The 17,437-nt window shown below is 57.6% G+C and carries 18 protein-coding genes, 3 pseudogenes and 1 other annotated feature; of the genes and pseudogenes, 5 read left to right on the top strand and 16 right to left on the bottom strand.

Annotation, left to right across the window (positions count from 1 at the left end; genetic code table 11):
* On the bottom strand, nt 1-649 hold a 649-nt coding region (locus ENGE1_RS23610), incomplete at its 3' end, for an RNA-guided endonuclease InsQ/TnpB family protein (RefSeq protein ID WP_073971341.1).
* Between the two features lie 56 nt (nt 650-705).
* Here ENGE1_RS23610 and tnpA point away from each other — a divergent pair.
* Nucleotides 706-1,131 (top strand): IS200/IS605 family transposase, encoded by a 426-nt coding sequence (gene tnpA / locus ENGE1_RS27395; protein ID WP_073971340.1) that lies wholly within the window; start codon nt 706-708, stop codon nt 1,129-1,131.
* A gap of 71 nt (nt 1,132-1,202) precedes the next feature.
* On the opposite strand, the gene selO is transcribed toward tnpA, so the two are convergent.
* The 5 genes from selO to ENGE1_RS23585 form a co-directional block, all read right to left on the bottom strand.
* Nucleotides 1,203-2,645: a protein adenylyltransferase SelO gene (gene selO, locus ENGE1_RS23605; RefSeq protein ID WP_048273133.1), complete on the bottom strand. Its 1,443-nt coding sequence runs from the start codon at nt 2,643-2,645 to the stop codon at nt 1,203-1,205.
* A 61-nt stretch (nt 2,646-2,706) separates the two neighbouring features.
* Entirely contained in the window at nt 2,707-3,357 is a 651-nt protein-coding gene (locus ENGE1_RS23600; RefSeq protein ID WP_048254993.1) for a hypothetical protein, read from the bottom strand.
* Between the two features lie 224 nt (nt 3,358-3,581).
* Nucleotides 3,582-4,046 carry an NlpC/P60 family protein gene (locus ENGE1_RS23595; RefSeq protein ID WP_043083569.1) on the bottom strand — a complete coding sequence of 155 codons (465 nt, stop codon included), beginning with the start codon at nt 4,044-4,046 and terminating at the stop codon, nt 3,582-3,584.
* A gap of 39 nt (nt 4,047-4,085) precedes the next feature.
* A complete protein-coding gene (gene btuD / locus ENGE1_RS23590; RefSeq protein ID WP_048254994.1) occupies nt 4,086-4,871 on the bottom strand; it encodes a vitamin B12 ABC transporter ATP-binding protein BtuD in 786 nt (261 codons plus the stop codon).
* A gap of 1 nt (nt 4,872) precedes the next feature.
* A complete protein-coding gene (locus ENGE1_RS23585; protein ID WP_048255026.1) occupies nt 4,873-5,424 on the bottom strand; it encodes a glutathione peroxidase in 552 nt (183 codons plus the stop codon).
* A gap of 268 nt (nt 5,425-5,692) precedes the next feature.
* Between ENGE1_RS23585 and ENGE1_RS28705 the strand changes: the two genes are divergently transcribed.
* The gene (locus tag ENGE1_RS28705) at nt 5,693-5,812 is read left to right on the top strand and encodes a small membrane protein (RefSeq protein ID WP_139212160.1); all 120 of its coding nucleotides are present in this window, start codon (nt 5,693-5,695) and stop codon (nt 5,810-5,812) included.
* Between the two features lie 14 nt (nt 5,813-5,826).
* Here the strand turns inward: ENGE1_RS28705 and btuC are convergent, their stop codons facing one another.
* Nucleotides 5,827-6,804, bottom strand: coding sequence for a vitamin B12 ABC transporter permease BtuC (gene btuC, locus ENGE1_RS23580; RefSeq protein WP_043083568.1), 978 nt, complete (start codon nt 6,802-6,804; stop codon nt 5,827-5,829).
* Nucleotides 6,805-6,928: 124 nt separating this feature from the next.
* Nucleotides 6,929-7,720 (bottom strand): annotated as a pseudogene (locus tag ENGE1_RS29310) (gluconate:proton symporter); the annotation flags it as partial.
* On the opposite strand from ENGE1_RS29310, the pseudogene ENGE1_RS29305 reads away from it, so the two are divergent.
* The 3 genes and pseudogenes from ENGE1_RS29305 to ENGE1_RS23560 all read left to right on the top strand — a co-directional run.
* Nucleotides 7,715-8,356 (top strand): annotated as a pseudogene (locus ENGE1_RS29305) (LysR substrate-binding domain-containing protein); the annotation flags it as partial. The pseudogenes ENGE1_RS29310 and ENGE1_RS29305 sit on opposite strands and share 6 nt — an antisense overlap.
* A 41-nt stretch (nt 8,357-8,397) precedes the next feature.
* Nucleotides 8,398-9,660 (top strand): annotated as a pseudogene (locus ENGE1_RS23565) (D-amino acid dehydrogenase); the annotation flags it as partial.
* Entirely contained in the window at nt 9,657-10,013 is a 357-nt protein-coding gene (locus ENGE1_RS23560) for a RidA family protein (protein WP_080941333.1), read from the top strand. The pseudogene ENGE1_RS23565 and the gene ENGE1_RS23560, both read left to right, overlap by 4 nt.
* A 47-nt stretch (nt 10,014-10,060) precedes the next feature.
* Here ENGE1_RS23560 and ihfA read toward each other — a convergent pair whose 3' ends face one another.
* The 8 genes from ihfA to thrS all read right to left on the bottom strand — a co-directional run bounded on the left by ihfA (nt 10,061) and on the right by thrS (nt 17,196).
* Complete coding sequence (gene ihfA / locus ENGE1_RS23555; protein WP_006820203.1) at nt 10,061-10,360, bottom strand: integration host factor subunit alpha; 300 nt, start codon at nt 10,358-10,360, stop codon at nt 10,061-10,063.
* A 4-nt stretch (nt 10,361-10,364) separates the two neighbouring features.
* A complete protein-coding gene (gene pheT, locus ENGE1_RS23550) occupies nt 10,365-12,752 on the bottom strand; it encodes a phenylalanine--tRNA ligase subunit beta (protein WP_043083558.1) in 2,388 nt (795 codons plus the stop codon).
* Nucleotides 12,753-12,767: 15 nt separating this feature from the next.
* Complete coding sequence (pheS, locus tag ENGE1_RS23545; RefSeq protein ID WP_048254997.1) at nt 12,768-13,751, bottom strand: phenylalanine--tRNA ligase subunit alpha; 984 nt, start codon at nt 13,749-13,751, stop codon at nt 12,768-12,770.
* Between the two features lie 37 nt (nt 13,752-13,788).
* Nucleotides 13,789-13,912, bottom strand: a sequence feature (Phe leader region).
* Nucleotides 13,863-13,907, bottom strand: a complete 45-nt coding sequence (gene pheM, locus ENGE1_RS28700; protein ID WP_001386830.1) for a pheST operon leader peptide PheM — start codon at nt 13,905-13,907, stop codon at nt 13,863-13,865. (Overlaps the previous feature by 45 nt.)
* A gap of 120 nt (nt 13,913-14,032) precedes the next feature.
* The gene (gene rplT, locus ENGE1_RS23540; protein ID WP_013366084.1) at nt 14,033-14,389 is read right to left on the bottom strand and encodes a 50S ribosomal protein L20; all 357 of its coding nucleotides are present in this window, start codon (nt 14,387-14,389) and stop codon (nt 14,033-14,035) included.
* Between the two features lie 52 nt (nt 14,390-14,441).
* Nucleotides 14,442-14,639 (bottom strand): 50S ribosomal protein L35, encoded by a 198-nt coding sequence (gene rpmI, locus ENGE1_RS23535; protein ID WP_001124225.1) that lies wholly within the window; start codon nt 14,637-14,639, stop codon nt 14,442-14,444.
* 82 nt (nt 14,640-14,721) lie between these two features.
* Nucleotides 14,722-15,264: a translation initiation factor IF-3 gene (gene infC, locus ENGE1_RS23530; RefSeq protein ID WP_071883384.1), complete on the bottom strand. Its 543-nt coding sequence runs from the start codon at nt 15,262-15,264 to the stop codon at nt 14,722-14,724.
* Between the two features lie 3 nt (nt 15,265-15,267).
* Nucleotides 15,268-17,196 carry a threonine--tRNA ligase gene (thrS, locus tag ENGE1_RS23525; RefSeq protein WP_043083554.1) on the bottom strand — a complete coding sequence of 643 codons (1,929 nt, stop codon included), beginning with the start codon at nt 17,194-17,196 and terminating at the stop codon, nt 15,268-15,270.
* Nucleotides 17,197-17,437 lie beyond the last annotated feature (241 nt).

Raw genomic sequence — 17,437 nt, 5'->3', positions numbered from 1 at the left:
GCTTGCGGCGCAGGTTGCGACTTGCATTGATTAGGTGGCGGGGACTGGCAATTTTATTGCCGTCCGATTTGATGACAAAATGCGCCAGCCCCATATCCAGCCCTGTCACATTTGATATCAGTGCGGGCTTCGCCGGCGCTTCCATCCCGTCGTCACAGAGTAACGACGCGTAGTATTTCCCGGTTGCGCTGCGGCTCAGCGTGATACTTTTCAGCGTTCCCGTAATTTCACGATGTAAACACGCTTCAATCGGCGAGATTTTCGGTATTTTTATCGCACCATCAAGGACTTTTATGCCAACACAATGATAGCTCGATTGTCTGCCGTGTTTACTTTTAAAGGCAGGTTTACCTGCTTTCAGTTTCGGATTGAAAAAGTTAGAAAAAGCCACATCGAGGTTAATCACCGCCTGCTGCAACGCAATAGAATCATATTCTTTAAGCCATCCATACCTGCGGGATTTCTTCGCCACAGCAAGCAGTGGTTTGAGGTCTTTACGCGGGTTTAAATTTACGCGGTGCCGCTGGTAAGAATGTTTCTTGATATGCAGAGCTTTGTTATACGCAAAACGCACCGCACCGAACTGGGCGTTGAGAAATTCAGCCTGTTCAGGAGTCGGATATATGCGTACTTTTGTAGCTCTTAACATAATCAGCGCTCATTGATATAATTTTTTTATTTTAATACTTTAGGTGAATATATCAATTGAGTAATCATGATGATTCACTGGCGGGATTTCTCCGAAAACGACACAGTGTCAGTAAGCTGGTTGAGCACCTTATTTTTACGACAAAGTATCGACGCAAACTATTCGACGGTCAGATGATCGCTCAGTTGCGTGACGCATTTGGCTCCGCTGCGGCAAAGCTTGAATGCAAAATTATTGAGATGGACGGGGAGTCAGACCATGTACACCTGCTGGTTGCCTACCCGCCAAAACTGGCGGTCAGTGTGATGGTCAATAATTTAAAATTGGTATCATCACGTTTGCTACGCCAGCAGAACGCGCATTTACGTATGCAGAGTAAAACGGGGCTTTTGTGGTCGAGATCGTACTTTGTATGCAGCACCGGAGGGGCAACGATTGAAACGCTCAGAGCCTACGTTCAGAGTCAGTCAACGCCGGATTGATCTTTAAAGCCCTGCGGGCTTTTCGCCTTATATCCCCGCCCGCATCGGGCGAGGGTTTATGGCGTTTTTCGCTAACTGGAGCAGCTCACCTCCAGCCGCTTGCCCCACTCAGGGGGGCGGGCAACGTAGTCATCGTCGCGGTCGGCGAACGGCGTGCGCAGCGCCTGGTGCAGGCGGGCAAACTCCGCGAAGTCGCCGCTCTCCGCCTGCTCGATGGCCCGCTGCGCCAGCCAGTTACGCAGGACCATCGCCGGGTTATTCTCCTGCATACTCTGACGGCGCGCGTCGTCGCTTACCTCCTCGCGCTGCAGCCTGCTGCGGTAATCGCTAAACCAGCGGTCGAAGGCGTCGCGGTCGATAAACTCATCCCGCAGCGGCGAGGCCGCGCTGTGCTGTTCGGTCAGGCTCAGCGAGCGGAAAGTGCGGGTAAAATCGCTGCCTTCGCGCGCCATCAGCTCTAGCAGGCCGTTGAGCAGGTCGTTATCGCCCTTCTCTTCGCTGAACAGGCCCAGCTTGCGGCGCATGCGCTGCCCGTATTCGGTGAGCAGCGCAGGCTGGTAGTCGTCGAGCGCGCGGTTGAGATCTTCTGCGCGAATAAATGGCGATAGCGTCTGGGCCAGGCGCTGCAGGTTCCACAGCGCCACCGCCGGCTGGTTATCAAAGCTGTATCGCCCCTGATAGTCGGAGTGATTGCAGATAAAATCCGGCTGCCAGTCGTCGAGAAAGCCGAAGGGGCCGTAGTCGAGCGTCAGGCCGAGAAGCGACATGTTGTCGGTGTTCATCACGCCGTGGGCGAAGCCGACGGTCTGCCAGCGGGCGATAAGCCGCGCGGTTCGCGTGACAACGTCACGAAACCAAATCAGGTATTTATCGCTATCCTCTGCCAGATGCGGCCAGTGGTGGCGAATGGCGTAATCCGCCAGCAGCTGCACCTTCTCCGGCTGCCGGCGATAGTAAAAGTGCTCGAAGTGGCCGAAGCGCAGATGGCTTTCGGCAATGCGCATCAGCATTGCGCCCTGCTCGGCGCGCTCGCGGTAAACCGGCGTATCGCTGGTGACAACCGACAGCGCGCGGGAGGTCGGGATGCCGAGAGCGTGCATCGCCTCCGAGGCCAGGCTTTCGCGCAGGGTCGAACGCAGCACCGCCCGGCCGTCGCCCATGCGCGAATAGGGCGTCAGCCCCGCGCCTTTGAGGTGCCAGTCAAAACGTCGGCCGTCCGCCAGCTGCTGTTCGCCGAGCAAGATGCCGCGGCCGTCGCCGAGCTGCCCGGCCCAGACGCCGAACTGGTGGCCGCTGTAAACCTGCGCCAGCGGGCGCATACCGGGCAGCAGCGACTCGCCGCCCCAGACGCCCGCCCCCTTCTCAACGGCGAAAAGCCCGGCCGGAAGATCCAGCGCCTGCGCCAGCGGCGCGTTGTGCCACACCAGCCGGGCATTATCCAGCGGCGTTGGCGACAGTTCAGTATAAAAATCCGGCAGCTCATCGCGCCAATGGTGGGTAAAAGACAGGGTCATGGTTCCTCCTGCCAACAGTGTAGTCTGCGGCGGCCGGGATAAATACCGGCGAAGCGAAGGGTTATTCCTGAACCAGCTGCGTCAGGTGCCCGACCTCTACCGCAGGCCAGAGGGTGCCTTTCATGGCGTACAGCCCCCAGGGCATCAGCCGTTCAAGGGTAAACCGATCGTCCACGCCCGCCGCCATCACGGCGCAAAACGCCGGGGCCATCTGCGCCATCAGCGCGCGCATAAAGGGTGTAAATGAGGCGCGGGAGATCTGGCGGTGAATAAAGGCCGCATCAAAAAAGACGGCGCTGAACAGGCCTGAAAAGGCGAAACCGGGGGCAGCGTCGCCGGCGCCAAAGTTGGCCAGCACCAGCGGGAAGTGCTGCCTGAGCCCCTCAAGCAGCGCCGGGTCAGAAAAGTCTTCGCTGACCAACAGCGCCAGAAAGGGGAACCGCCTGGCGCTGGCCAGCAGCGCCGCGTCGGTATTAAGCGCGGCGGCGATTGCCGGAGTAATGGCGATCCAGGCAGTCAGTTCGCGTCGGATAAAAAAAAGTTCGCTTTGCGCAAGCAGCGCCAGCTTGTCGGTAAAAAGGCTAACATCGTTGACGGAGCGGGCATCCGGGGCAAGGTGAATAATTTCCAGCCCGATGAGCGCCATCCTGCTGTCTCTGACCGGCTGCAGAAGCAGCCGCCCACGACGCGCGTTGTCCAGAGACACAATCATGGCAGATGCTCCCGGTTCACGGTCTGGAAAGACCGCCAGCGCGCCGCCTTATGCGGAATAACACAAATATCTTTCAAAAAGAGGCTCTCATACTGTTGGCCCGGGCACGAAAATGCGGTGGCGCGCTACGTAATTAGTGTAATCCATAGGCACAGCCCCGCACAATCCTTGCAGTCTGTATGGATAAGGGCGGGTGTCGAAGGTTTCGGCTTAACGGCGAGCCGTCAGATGCGGCGCGCCTGCCAGAAGTTTTTTCGCCAGTAGACGTTATTGAGCGAGGAGCGGGTCACGCCGCGGCTGGTGGAGGCGTGAATAAACTGGTCGTCGGTATCGTAGATCCCTACGTGCAGCCCGCTGTCGCCGGAGCCGGTTTTAAAGAACACCAGGTCACCGGGGAGCAGCTGCTCTTTGTCGATCTCCGTACCTATTTTTGCCTGCTGGCGCGTTTCGCGCGGCAGCTGAAGGTCAAATTTATCGCGGAAGGTCATCATTACAAACGCCGAGCAGTCGAGGCCGCGCCGGCTGGTACCGCCGTAGCGATAGGGCGTCCCGCGCCAGTTCGCCAGTTGGTCGTTAAGGTTGGCAATGACGGTTATCGAGTCCGACAGACGCGGGTTTGGCGGCGGCGCCCGGTGGCTGCTGCACCCTGCTAAAACCAGCGCCGTCACTAAAATAAGTAAGAAACGCATATCCTGGCGAATCCTCTGAATTTTTAATTTCCCGACAATTTAGCCCGAGTGCGCGGGCGGTTGCAAGCTCTCTCCCGGGCTCCCGGCGGCGACGATAAACCGGCGATCGCCGGCCTGCAAAAACTGAAACGGCATCCGGTACGCCGCCGTCAGATTATCCGCCGTGAGGACGTCGCGGGTTTTGCCGCCAGCAAGTAGTCTGCCGTCGCGCATCAGCCAGACCTGTTCTGCATACCGCAGGCTGTGATTCAGATCGTGGCTGCTGGTCACGATGGCGATCCCTGCCGCGCTCAATCCGGCCAGCAGGCCATCAAGCGCGCTCTGCTGGGCGACATCCAGACTGTTCATCGGCTCATCGAGCAGCAGAAGCTGACCCTCGGGATTAATTTGCGGATGGATCTGCAGCACCACCGCCGCCAGCCGCACCCGCTGCCATTCGCCGCCGGAGAGCTGGTCGGTCGGCCGCCCGAGCTTATCACTCAGCGCCAGCGCGCCGCAGACCTCCTGCATTAAGGCGTCCGGAACGGCGGCGGGCTGGTGCAGCGCCAGATAGTGCCAGACGGGCATTGCAAAAGGCGGCATCTGCTGCTGGCACAGCCACGCACGGCGGCGGGCAAGCGCCGCCGCGGGCCACTCATCGAGCGGCCTGCCGTTGAACAGGATACGCCCTTCCCCGCGGCTCATCCCCGCCAGCCGGTTGAGCAGCGTACTTTTGCCCGCGCCGTTAGGGCCGACTAAATGGAGCGTTTCCCCCGGATCGACGGCTGCGTCAATGGGCCGCAGGCGCCGCGCCTGTGCAACGCCCTGCAGCTGCATCAGCGGCATCTTATTTCGCCAGCGCCAGTTTAATGGCCTCCATTACGATAGGATCTTCCGGCGTCATGTCGGGGGAAAAGCGCTGGACCACTTCGCCGTCGCGGCCGATGAGGAACTTCTCAAAATTCCACAAAATATCGCCCGGCGCTTTCGGCGCCCGGCCTTTGCTGGCCATTCGCTCGTAAAAGCCGCTACCTTCGGGGGCAACCGCCACCGGCGCCGCGGCAATCAGCTTGCGATAGAGCGGATGGCGCTGTTCGCCGTTGACCTCAATCTTGCTGAACATAGGAAAAGTCACGCCGTAGGTAGTGCTGCAGAAGGTTTTAATCTCCTCATCGCTGCCCGGCTCCTGGCCGAGGAACTGGTTGCAGGGAAAGCCGAGCACGCGAAAGCCCTGCGCCTCCCAGGCTTGCTGAATATTCTCCAGCTGCTCATACTGAGGAGTAAGGCCGCACTGAGAGGCCACATTAACAATCAGCAGCACATCGCCCTTAAACGCTTCCAGGCTGGTTTCCTTGCCGTCAATGGTGGTGACGCGGGTGTTCAGGATCGAGTTTGGCATAGCTTCCTCTTGTGTGGTCAGGGTAATCCGGCATTTGCGCGGCGGCAGCATCAGAATAGGCGCTTTCTCAGAGCCACGCAGTGTTCATAACCGTATGCTATATATCATGCATGGAGCATCAGCTTCCCGCCAGAGATTACTGCGGGCAAGCGACAGCACGGAGCGTATAAAAATTTGTACGGTCTGATGATTATAATGCAAACGATAATCACTCTGCAGTCATGAATGGATTGAACAGCACTATAATTTTGGTTTCGAGGATTTACTTATGATGAACATAATCATGCTATGCGTCGCTATTGTGCTGCTGGTGGTCTCCATTTATTACCTGGTCTCTTTTATACTTGAAAAGCGCCGTCAGCCTTTCGCTTTCCGCAAAAAAAAATGATCTCACCGGTCGTTTTACTTTCCCTGCTTCAGCAGTAGCCAGATAAATACCGGGGCCCCCAGCGTTGCGGTCACCACGCCGACGGGCAGTTCCGCCGCAGAGAGCACCATCCGCGCAAGGATATCCGCCAGCAGCAGCACGCCCCCGCCCGCCAGCGCACAGGCGGGCAGCAAAGCCCGGTGGTCGGTCAGGCCGCTCAGGCGCAGCATATGCGGCACGACCAGCCCGATAAATCCGATGGCCCCGGCGAGGGCCACGCTCACGCCGACCAGCCAGCCAATAATCAGCACCAGCACCCGCCGCCACAGCCACAGCGGCAGCCCCAGTTGACGTGCAGAAACCTCCCCCAGCGCCAGCAGATTAAGCGGTCCGGACTGCAGGCAGATCCAGATAATGGCCGGCAACAGCGCCAGCATCAGCCACCCCTGCTGCCAGTCAACGCCGCCAAAGCCGCCCATCATCCAGTACATCAGCTGGCGTAAATCCACCGAGGTTGAGAAATAGACCGCCCAGGTCATCGCCGCGCTGCAGATAATGCCCAGCGCGACGCCCGCGAGCAGCAGGCGACTGGTTGAGAGATGGCGGCGGGTGAAGCGCAGCAGAATAAAGGTGATGACCAGTGCCCCGACGATGGCACACAGGCTCAGCGCCCAGCCCGGAAGCAGGCTATGCCCCAGCAGCACCGACGCCACCAGGCCCAGCCCTGCGCCGTTCGAAACGCCGAGCAGCCCCGGCTCCGCCAGCGGATTTTCAAACAGCGCCTGCATAACGGCGCCGCTTATCGCCAGCGATGCCCCCACCAGCACCACCGCCAGCGTGCGCGGCAGGCGGATTTGCCAGACGAACAGGTCAGCGAGGGGCGTTTTCCAGGCGGAGGGGAAGATCCACTGCTCGCCGGCGCAGAGGCTGAGGATAACCGCGGCCGCCAGCAGCAGCGTTAAAATACTGAGCCACCGTCGGTCGTGACGATGCTGACGTTTAGCAAAGTTCAAATGCGATTACCTTCGCGCCGGGAAAACCCTGATTTTACGGCGAGAGGTCCGGGGTTAAAAGCAAAACTGCCGCGCGAATCGCGGTAAGCCAATGTTCTGCCCGCGATCCGCTTATTATTTCTTCTCAGAGTGACATCAGCAGATGAAACAGCACGGCGAAAAGAACGATATTCGCGATAACGATCGCCCAGCCGCTGTAGAGCATATATTTAAGCTGCGTAGACTGCGCCAGCCCCATCTGTCCGAACATATCCGAAGAGGGAAAAGGGCCAAACCAGTCTACCTGGGAGGATGCCAGCAGTACCGCCGTCAGCCCCTGCGGCGGTACGCCGGCGGCCATCAGCATCGGACCGAATATCTTATGGGTGAAGGTCATCTGGGCGACGGCAGCGCCGGGCACGTGACCAATAATATTGAAAGCAAAAATGCTAAAGCACAGCCATGCGGGTGAAATACCCTCCAGCAAAGGCCGGGTGTAGTCCAGCAGCCCCTGGTAGGCATGCAGGCCGTCCATCAGCTCGAGGATCGGATTGTAGAGCCAGTAGAGGATAAACATCCACACCAGCCGCCCGCATCCCTTATACAGCGCCTGCAGGATTTGCGTCGGGCGCAGGCCGCCTACCAGGCCGGTGATAAGCGCCACCAGCAGCATGACGATAATGGCAAAGCTGAATCCGGCTTTGATGATCACGCCGACGATTGCCATCACGATAATTGTCGCGGCAAAGGCCAGCGCGCTGAGCCTGCGCCGGCGCGATTCTCCGGGATTCTCGTCCTCGCGCGGCTGAGCGCAAGCCGCCGCGTGATACTGCATTTTGCCCGCGGTCATTTTCTGAATACGTCCCGCCATAAACCAGCCCGTCAGCAGCGTGACGGCGCTCATGGGCAGCCCGGCATACAGCAGATAGTCCGGGTAGCCCTTGGCTGCCTGCCCAGCCTCGGCCTGAGCCTGGTGCCCGGGATCGTTACCGATTTTTATCAGCAGAATGCCAACCTGGTGATGACGCTGAGTACGGAACACACTGAGATGCTGATCAAAAAACTCGCTCTGCTTGAGATCGATCTTGCTCTCACGCTGCAGCCCTGTGAACAGGGCGACATCCTCTCTCACCCTATTGCCGACGTTCCGCTGGTGTATATTGACCGCGACTATCGCCAGGGCAGCGTGAATATTGAAGAGATCGATCAGCGCCGCTGGATCTCCCCCGGCAACCATTCGCTCTCCAGCGCCATTGCCCAATACCGGCATTTTTCAATGACCCGGCTTAATGTCCAGACCTACTACATGGCGACGGAATTCGTTAAGCGCGGCATGGGATGCAGCATTACCGATATTTTTTCTGCCCGTAGTAACCTGCCGCCGCAAATGATCCATCCGCTGACGCCCGCGGTTAAAGTCACGCTCTGCCTGCTGCGCCGCGGCGATATCTCCCTCAGCCCGGTGGCACAAAAGTTCGTTGATTTTCTCTGCCAGACGCTGCGTCAGCAGATCGCTGCCATTAACTCTGAGTTATACCCCGAAAATAAAAAGTCAATTGCGCCCTGCGGGTAAATGCTTTGACATAGTTCCATTGCAACTATCAGCAGTGGACCTTTCAAAAAATGAAAAAGCATATTGTTATCGTCGGCGGCGGCGTCATTGGGCTGGCGACGGCCTGGACCATGATTAAACGCGGCCACCGGGTCCAGCTCCTGGAGCGTAATACCGCCCCCGGACAAGCCACCAGCTATGCTAACGGCGGACAGCTCAGCTATCGCTATGTTGCGCCGCTGGCCGACAAAGGGGTTCCGCTTCAGGGTCTCAAGTGGATGGGCAAGGCCGACTCACCGCTCAATATGCATCTGCAAATGTCGGTGGCGCAGTGGCGCTGGCTATGGCTTTTTTTGCGCGCCTGCAACAGCCGAACCAATAAGCTCAACGGCAGCCATATTCTCCGCCTTTCTCTGCTCAGCAAGCAGATTATGGAAAACTGGCGCGAGCAGGATGGTCTGGCTGATTTTGCCTGGCGCCGCTCGGGCAAGCTGATTGTTCATCGCCGCGAGGCCGATTTTGTCAAAGCGGCGCGGGGCATCGATCCCCGCTATCAGCAGAGCCTCGATGCCGACGCCTGCCTCGAACTGGAACCCGCTCTCAAGCATATCCACCCGGACCTCCGGGGCGGGATCTACTCGCCGGGGGACGAAACCGCCGACTGCGAGAAATTCTGCGATGCGCTGTTTGCCAGGCTCAGCGCCAGCGCGGACTTTACCTTCACGCCGGGCTGTGAAGTCACCGGTTTTCGCACGCGCGGCGGGCGCATCGCGGCCGTCAGCTGCCGGCAGGGCGAAATAGCGGGCGATGAGTTTGTCGTAGCCGCGGGCAACGGCAGTAGCGCGCTGCTGGCGCAGGCCGGCGTACGGGTTTCGCTCTGCGCGCTAAAGGGCTACAGCCTGACGCTGCCCTACCCTGCGACGCCGGGTATTGCCCCCGACGTCAGCGTCACCGACTACGCCCATAAGGTGGTCTACGCGCGCCTGGCCGATCGGCTGCGCATCGCGGCCATGGTTGACATTGGCTACGACGGAGACGACCTGCGCCCGGCGCGGCTGCAGGCGCTAAAGCAGATCGTGCAGCAGAGTTTTCCTGAACTGGAAGGCGTAGACAGCGCCATCTGCTGGACCGGCATGCGCCCGTCCACCCCCGCAGGCCCGCCGCTGCTCGGTCGGGCAACCTGCCCTAATCTGTGGATGAATATCGGCCAGGGCAGCCTGGGCTTTACGTTAGCCGCAGGCAGCGCGGCCGTGCTCGGCGCGCTGATTGACCGGACCACGCCCGCAATCTCACTGGATGGACTAACATGGAAACAGACCGCATGACGATAAAACGTAATAATCCCCAGCCCCGGCTCTCGGCCAGCGTCGAGTACGGCAATCTGCTCTTTTTATCCGGACAGACGCCCGTCAGCGGTGCGGATGATATCGAACTGCAGACCCGGGAGGTGCTGGAAAAAATTGATGCGCTGCTCGCGGCCGCCGGCAGCGATAACCGGCACATCCTGTCGGCCCAGATCTGGCTGAAGGATCTGCAGCGGGATTTTGCACGATTCAACGATGTGTGGGTGGAGTGGCTTGCGGAGGGCACGAGCCCGGCGCGCGCCACCGTGCAGGCCGCAATGGCGCGGCCGGAAATCCTGGTCGAGATCATGATCACGGCCGCCAAAGCGCGATAGACAGACAGAAAAAAGGCCGCTAAGCGGCCTTTTTAGTTAATCAGAAATTACTCTGCTTTGGGCGAAGCGTTTTCGACGCGGCTCTTTAACTTCTGTCCGGGTCTGAAGGTCACCACGCGCCGGGCTGTAATGGGAATATCCTCGCCCGTTTTCGGGTTACGTCCGGGGCGTTGATTTTTATCACGCAAATCGAAGTTACCAAAACCGGACAGCTTGACCTGCTCGCCATTTTCAAGAGCGCGACGGATCTCTTCGAAAAACAGCTCAACCAGTTCTTTGGCATCCCGCTTGCTAAGCCCAAGCTTATCAAACAGATATTCTGACATTTCAGCTTTTGTAAGCGCCATAGGTTCAATCCCTCAATGATGCCTGGAATCGCTCTTTTAATGCCTCTACACATTTGGCGACGGTAGCGGCAATCTCCTCTTCTTCGAGTGTACGGCTGGTATCTTGCAGGATCAGGCTGATGGCAAGGCTCTTCGAACCTTCCGCCACACCCTTACCGCGGTACACGTCAAATAAGTTTACGCCAACTACCTGATTTACGCCAACTTTCTTACACTCGGCCAGAATATCTGCTGCCGGGACGTTTTCCGCGACGACGACGGCGATGTCGCGACGGTTTGCCGGGAAGCGCGAAATCTCTTTCGCTTCAGGCACCACGCGGTCTGCAAGACTGTTCCACTCCAGCTCAAACACCAGCGTGCGGCCGTTGAGATCCAGTTTACGTTCCAGCTCAGGATGAACAACCCCAATAAAACCAATGCGTTCACCTTTCAGATAAATCGCGGCTGACTGGCCCGGATGCAGCGCCGGATTGGCCTCTGCGCGGAACTGGATATCGTCCAGTTTGCCGGTAAGGTCGAGCACCGATTCGAGATCGCCTTTTAAATCATAGAAATCAACTGTCTCTTTCGCCAGGTTCCAGTGCTCATCCACGCGGTTGCCGCAGATGACGCCGCCCAGCATCAGGTCCTGGCGAATGCCCAGCGGCGCCTGAGTGTCCGGTACAAAGCGCAGGCCGCTTTCAAAGATGCGCACGCGGTTCTGCTGGCGGTTCTGGTTATACACCACGGTGTTCAGCAGGCCGGTCCACAGTGAGAGGCGCATCGCCGACATTTCGCTGGAGATAGGGCTCGGCAGGATCAGCGCCTCTTCGCCCGGGTGCAGCAGTTGCTGAACTTTCGGGTCGACGAAGCTGTAGGTGATCACTTCCTGATAGCCTTTGTCGTTGAGCAGCGTTTTTACGCGCTTAAGCGACAGGTTGGCTTCTTTATGCTCACCCATGATAAGGCCAGCCTGCACCGGCTCGTTGGGAATGCTGTTATAGCCGTAGACGCGGGCAACCTCTTCCACCAGGTCTTCTTCGATCTCCATATCGAAGCGCCAGCTCGGGGCAACGGCCTGCCACTGGTCCTGGCCCTCGGTGACTTCGCAGCCGAGGCGGCGCAGAATGTCGCTCACCTGAGCGTCGGCAATGTGGTAGCCGATCAGACGATCGAGCTTGCTGCGGCGCAGGGTGATAGTCGCACGTTTCGGCAGCGTCGCATCATTGGTGACGTCGATAACCGGGCCGGCTTCGCCGCCGCAGATATCGATCAGCAGGCGAGTCGCGCGCTCCATGGCCTTATACTGCAGGGCCGGATCGACGCCGCGCTCGTAGCGGTGGGAGGCATCGGTGTGCAGACCGTGGCGGCGCGCGCGGCCGGTGATGGCCAGCGGGCTAAAGAAGGCGCACTCCAGCAGCACGTTTTGCGTTTCGTCATTCACACCGGAGTGTTCGCCGCCGAAGATACCGCCCATCGCCAGCGCTTTACCGCGATCGGCAATGACCAGCGTATCGGCATTCAGTTTGGCTTCGCTGCCGTCGAGCAGCGTCAGGGTTTCGCCCTCTTTCGCCATGCGCACTACGATGCCGCCGTCGATGCGGTCGCGGTCAAAGGCGTGCATCGGCTGGCCCAGCTCGAGCAGGACGTAGTTGGTGACGTCCACCACCGCATCGATGGAGCGAATGCCGCAGCGGCGCAGCTTCTCTTTCATCCACAGCGGCGTCGGCGCCTTAACGTTGATGCCTTTCACTACGCGGCCCAGGTAGCGCGGGCAGGCGTCCGGCGCCTCAACGGTAATCGGCAGCGTGTCGGCAATGGTTGCCGCAACCGGCGCCATCTCCGGCACAGTGAGCGGCTGCTGGTTAAGCACCGCCACGTCGCGGGCGACGCCGATAATGCCGAGGCAGTCGGCGCGGTTCGGGGTGACGCTTATCTCGATGGTGTTGTCATCAAGCTGCAGATAGTCGCGAATATCGGTACCGATCGGCGCGTCCGCGGGCAGTTCGATAATGCCGCTGTGGTCGTCGGAAATCCCCAGCTCGGAGAAGGAGCAAAGCATCCCTTCCGACGGCTCGCCGCGCAGTTTGGCAGCCTTGATTTTGAAGTCGCCCGGCAGCACGGCGCCGATGGTGGCAACCGCCACCTTCAGGCCCTGGCGGCAGTTCGGCGCGCCGCAGACGATATCCAGCAGGCGTTCGCCGCCGATGTTGACTTTTGTCACCCGCAGCTTGTCAGCATTCGGATGCTGGCCGCACTCGACCACTTCGCCCACGACCACGCCGTGGAAGCTGCCCGCAACCGGCTCGACGCCGTCCACTTCCAGGCCCGCCATGGTGATCTGGTTCGACAGCGCGTCGCTGTCAATCGCCGGGTTAACCCACTCGCGTAACCACAGTTCACTGAATTTCATTGTTCTGTCCTGCCCTTATTTAAACTGTTTGAGGAAACGCAGATCGTTTTCGAAGAACGCGCGCAGATCGGTGACGCCGTAACGCAGCATGGTCAGACGCTCCATGCCCATGCCGAAGGCGAAGCCGGAGTAGACTTCCGGATCGATGCCGACGTTGCGCAGCACGTTCGGGTGCACCATGCCGCAGCCCAGCACTTCCAGCCACTTGCCGTTTTTCCCCATCACGTCAACTTCAGCGGAAGGCTCGGTGAACGGGAAATAGGAGGGGCGGAAGCGGATCTGCAGGTCTTCCTCAAAGAAGTTGCGCAGGAAGTCGTGGATGGTGCCCTTCAGGTTGGTAAAGCTGATATTGGTGTCCACAATCAGACCTTCCATCTGGTGGAACATCGGGGTATGGGTCTGGTCGTAGTCGTTACGATAGACGCGCCCCGGGGCGATGATGCGGATCGGCGGCTGCTGGTCCTTCATGGTGCGGATCTGCACGCCGGAAGTCTGGGTGCGCAGCAGGCGGGTGGCGTCAAACCAGAAAGTGTCGTGGTCAGCGCGCGCCGGATGGTGGCCCGGAATGTTCAGAGCGTCGAAGTTGTGGTAGTCATCTTCGATTTCCGGTCCCGTCGCGACGGTAAAGCCGAGCTCACCGAAGAAACTTTCAATGCGGTCGATCGTGCGGGTCACCGGATGCAGGCCGCCGTTTTCGATGCGGCGCCCCGGCAGCGAGATATCGATGGTTTCCGCCGCCAGACGCGCGTTAAGCGCCGCGCTCTCGAGGTCGGCTTTACGGGCGTTCAGCGCCTGCTGGACCTGCTCTTTGGCTTCGTTAATCACGGCCCCGGCCGCCGGGCGCTCTTCCGCCGGCAGATCGCGCAGGGTGGTCATCTGAAGGGTCAGCTGCCCTTTCTTGCCGAGATACTCGACGCGCACGTTGTCCAGGGCGGCGACATCTGAGGCTTCGTTAATGGCTGCCCTGGCGCTGGCAACCAGGTCTGCGAGATGTGACATGATTTTCCTCATTATTGGATATTCGTAAACTGCGGGTATAAAAAAAGCCTCCACTGGGAGGCTTTCTGGCGCTGTTTTCCGTTTCTTCTTTCACGCGCTAGCCTCCCGGGTTCAGGTGCTAAAGTAAAAAAAGAAGCGGAAAATAGCAGCATTCATGCTTGCGTTACCTTGTGAGGCCGATTTTAGTGACGTTTATATTGAAATGTCTTCGACGAAAAAAGTCAACGTATTGATGACCTTGAAACGAAAAGAGGGAGGCAAGCCCCCCTCTTTCAACTGGCTTATGCCAGTGCTGCTTTCGCTTTTTCGACCAGAGCGGTGAACGCTACTTTGTCGAATACGGCGATGTCAGCCAGGATCTTACGGTCGATTTCAACAGAGGCTTTTTTCAGGCCGTTGATGAATTTGCTGTAAGAAATACCGTTCTGACGTGCTGCTGCGTTGATACGCGCAATCCACAGTTGGCGGAACTGACGCTTTTTCTGACGACGGTCACGATAAGCGTACTGACCAGCTTTGATAACAGCCTGGAAGGCAACGCGGTATACGCGAGAACGCGCACCGTAGTAGCCTTTAGCTTGTTTCAAAATTTTCTTGTGACGTGCACGTGCAATTACACCACGTTTTACGCGAGCCATGATGCTCTCCTGTATCTATATTCTAATTAAAAAAGTTAAACGTTAACGAGACTTATGCGTACGGCAGGCACGCAATAACCAGGCCCAGATCGCCTTTGGAAACCATGGCTTTCGGACGCAGGTGACGTTTACGCTTGGTAGCTTTCTTAGTCAGAATGTGACGCAGGTTAGCGTGCTTGTGCTTAAAACCACCTTTACCGGTTTTTTTGAAGCGCTTAGCAGCACCGCGTACGGTTTTGATTTTTGGCATTTTTTAACTTCCACTTCGCATTGTTAAATAAACGAAACATAGGCGAACACTGCCTGCGGACAGGCAGTGCTACTTGAAGGCCTTACTGTTTCTTCTTAGGAGCGAGCACCATGATCATCTGACGGCCTTCGATCTTCGTTGGGAAGGATTCGACTACTGCCAGCTCTTGCAGATCGTCACGGACGCGGTTAAGCACTTCCATACCAATCTGCTGGTGGGCCATTTCACGACCGCGGAAACGGAGCGTGATCTTGGCCTTATCGCCATCTTCCAGAAAGCGAATCAGGCTGCGGAGTTTTACCTGATAGTCGCCATCATCGGTACCAGGACGGAATTTAATTTCCTTCACCTGGATAACTTTTTGTTTCTTTTTCTGTTCCTTTGTGGACTTACTCTTCTCATAAAGGAACTTGCCGTAGTCCATGATACGACAAACTGGCGGCTCGGCGTTAGGGCTGATTTCAACTAAATCGACGCCAGCTTCTTCAGCTTTCTCGATAGCTTCTCTCAGACTCACAATACCCAGCTGTTCGCCTTCCAGACCCGTTAAGCGAACTTCCTGGGCGCGAATCTCGCCATTGATACGATTCGGACGTGCCGTTTGAACTCGTTTTCCGCCTTTAATACCTTATTCCTCCAGTTGTTGAAGACTGCGGCTACGAATCTCTTGTAGCAGCTTCTCAATCACTTCCTCTACGCCCATGCTCCCGAGGTCTTTACCGCGGCGGGTACGAACGGCAACCTTGCCTGCTTCTACCTCTTTGTCGCCACAAACCAGCATATAAGGGACACGACGTAAAGTGTGCTCGCGGATTTTAAAGCCAATCTTCTCATTTCTCAAGTCTGCTTTTACGCGAATGCCTGCATTTTGTAATTTACGGGTCAATTCGTTAACGTATTCAGACTGTGAATCGGTGATATTCATTACCACCACCTGCAACGGCGCCAGCCAGGTCGGGAAGAAGCCGGTAAACTCTTCGGTCAGAATACCGATAAAGCGCTCCATCGACCCGAGGATTGCGCGGTGAATCATCACCGGCACCTGACGTTCGTTGTTCTCGCCGACGTAAGACGCGCTCAGGCGCTGCGGCAGAGAGAAATCCAGCTGTACCGTACCGCACTGCCAGGCGCGATCCAGACTGTCGTACAGCGTAAATTCAATTTTCGGGCCGTAGAATGCGCCCTCGCCCGGCTGATACTCAAACGGGATGCTGTTCTCTTCCAGCGCCACCGCCAGATCAGCTTCCGCGCGATCCCACATCTCATCGCTGCCGATGCGTTTTTCCGGGCGCGTTGACAGCTTGACGACGATCTTATCGAAGCCAAAAGTGCTGTACATATCATAGACCATACGGATACAGGCGTTCACTTCATCGCGAACCTGATCTTCGGTACAGAAAATATGCGCATCATCCTGAGTGAAGCCGCGCACGCGCATCAGGCCGTGCAGCGCGCCGGATGGCTCGTTGCGGTGGCAGCTGCCGAACTCGGCCATGCGCAGCGGCAGATCGCGATAGGACTTCAGGCCCTGGTTGAAGATCTGCACGTGACCCGGGCAGTTCATCGGTTTGATGCAGTATTCACGGTTCTCTGACGAGGTGGTGAACATCGCATCCTTGTAGTTATCCCAGTGACCGGTTTTTTCCCACAGCACGCGGTCCATCATGAACGGGCCCTTCACTTCCTGATACTGATACTCTTTCAGCTTGGAGCGGACGAAGGTTTCCAGTTCACGGAAGATGGTCCAGCCGTCGTTATGCCAGAACACCATACCAGGCGCTTCTTCCTGCATGTGGTACAAATCGAGCTGTTTACCGATTTTACGGTGGTCGCGCTTGGCGGCCTCTTCCAGACGCAGCAGGTAAGCATTGAGCGCTTTTTTGTCGGCCCAGGCGGTGCCGTAGATGCGCTGCAGCATTTTATTGTTGCTGTCGCCGCGCCAGTAGGCCCCTGCGGTTTTCATCAGCTTAAAGTGATGGCAGAAGCGCATATTGGGCACGTGCGGCCCGCGGCACATATCGACATACTCTTCATGATGATAGAGACCGGGCTTATCATCATGGGCAATATTTTCATCAAGAATAGCGACTTTATAGCTCTCGCCGCGGTTGACGAAGGTTTCACGCGCTTCGTTCCAGCTGACTTTTTTCTTAATGACGTCGTAGTTGGTCTCCGCCAGCGCGTGCATGCGCTTTTCAAGGGCGTCGATATCTTCCTGAGTCAGGGTATGGTCAAGATCGACATCGTAGTAGAAACCGTTGTCGATAACCGGACCGATGGCCATTTTGGTGTTCGGCCACAGCTGTTTAATCGCATGCCCCAGCAGGTGCGCGCAGGAGTGGCGAATAATCTCCAGACCCGCCTCATCTTTGGCGGTGATCAGCGCCAGAGTAGCATCCTGCTCAATGAGGTCGCTGGCATCGACCAGCTCGCCGTTAACGCGGCCGGCGATGGTCGCTTTCGCAAGACCGGGGCCGATATCAAGGGCAACATCCATGGGTGTTACAGCGTGGTCGAAATGGCGTTGGCTGCCATCAGGAAGGGTAATTACAGGCATTTCATATCCTTATTTGCAGTGGTGTCCCACACGAAAGAACACATGCAAAACAATGTTTTGTATTCATATCAGCCGCGCGCAAGGTTTTATCTGCTTCACTCTGCAAACCGGGTACACGAAGATGTACATACCTTCGCCTGCTGATAACGAGCCCATAATAGTACACGTCATTGCAAACTTATAAAAGCAGAGGATATTGTTGAGTGATGAAAGGAGTGGTCCGCCACCGGAGCCTCGAACC

It is taken from the genome of Pluralibacter gergoviae ATCC 33028 = NBRC 105706 (assembly GCF_001598855.1).
GTDB classification, from domain to species: domain Bacteria; phylum Pseudomonadota; class Gammaproteobacteria; order Enterobacterales; family Enterobacteriaceae; genus Pluralibacter; species Pluralibacter gergoviae.
The sequence above is the reverse complement of the archived record's forward strand: the minus strand, read 5'-3'. Positions and strand labels throughout refer to the sequence as shown.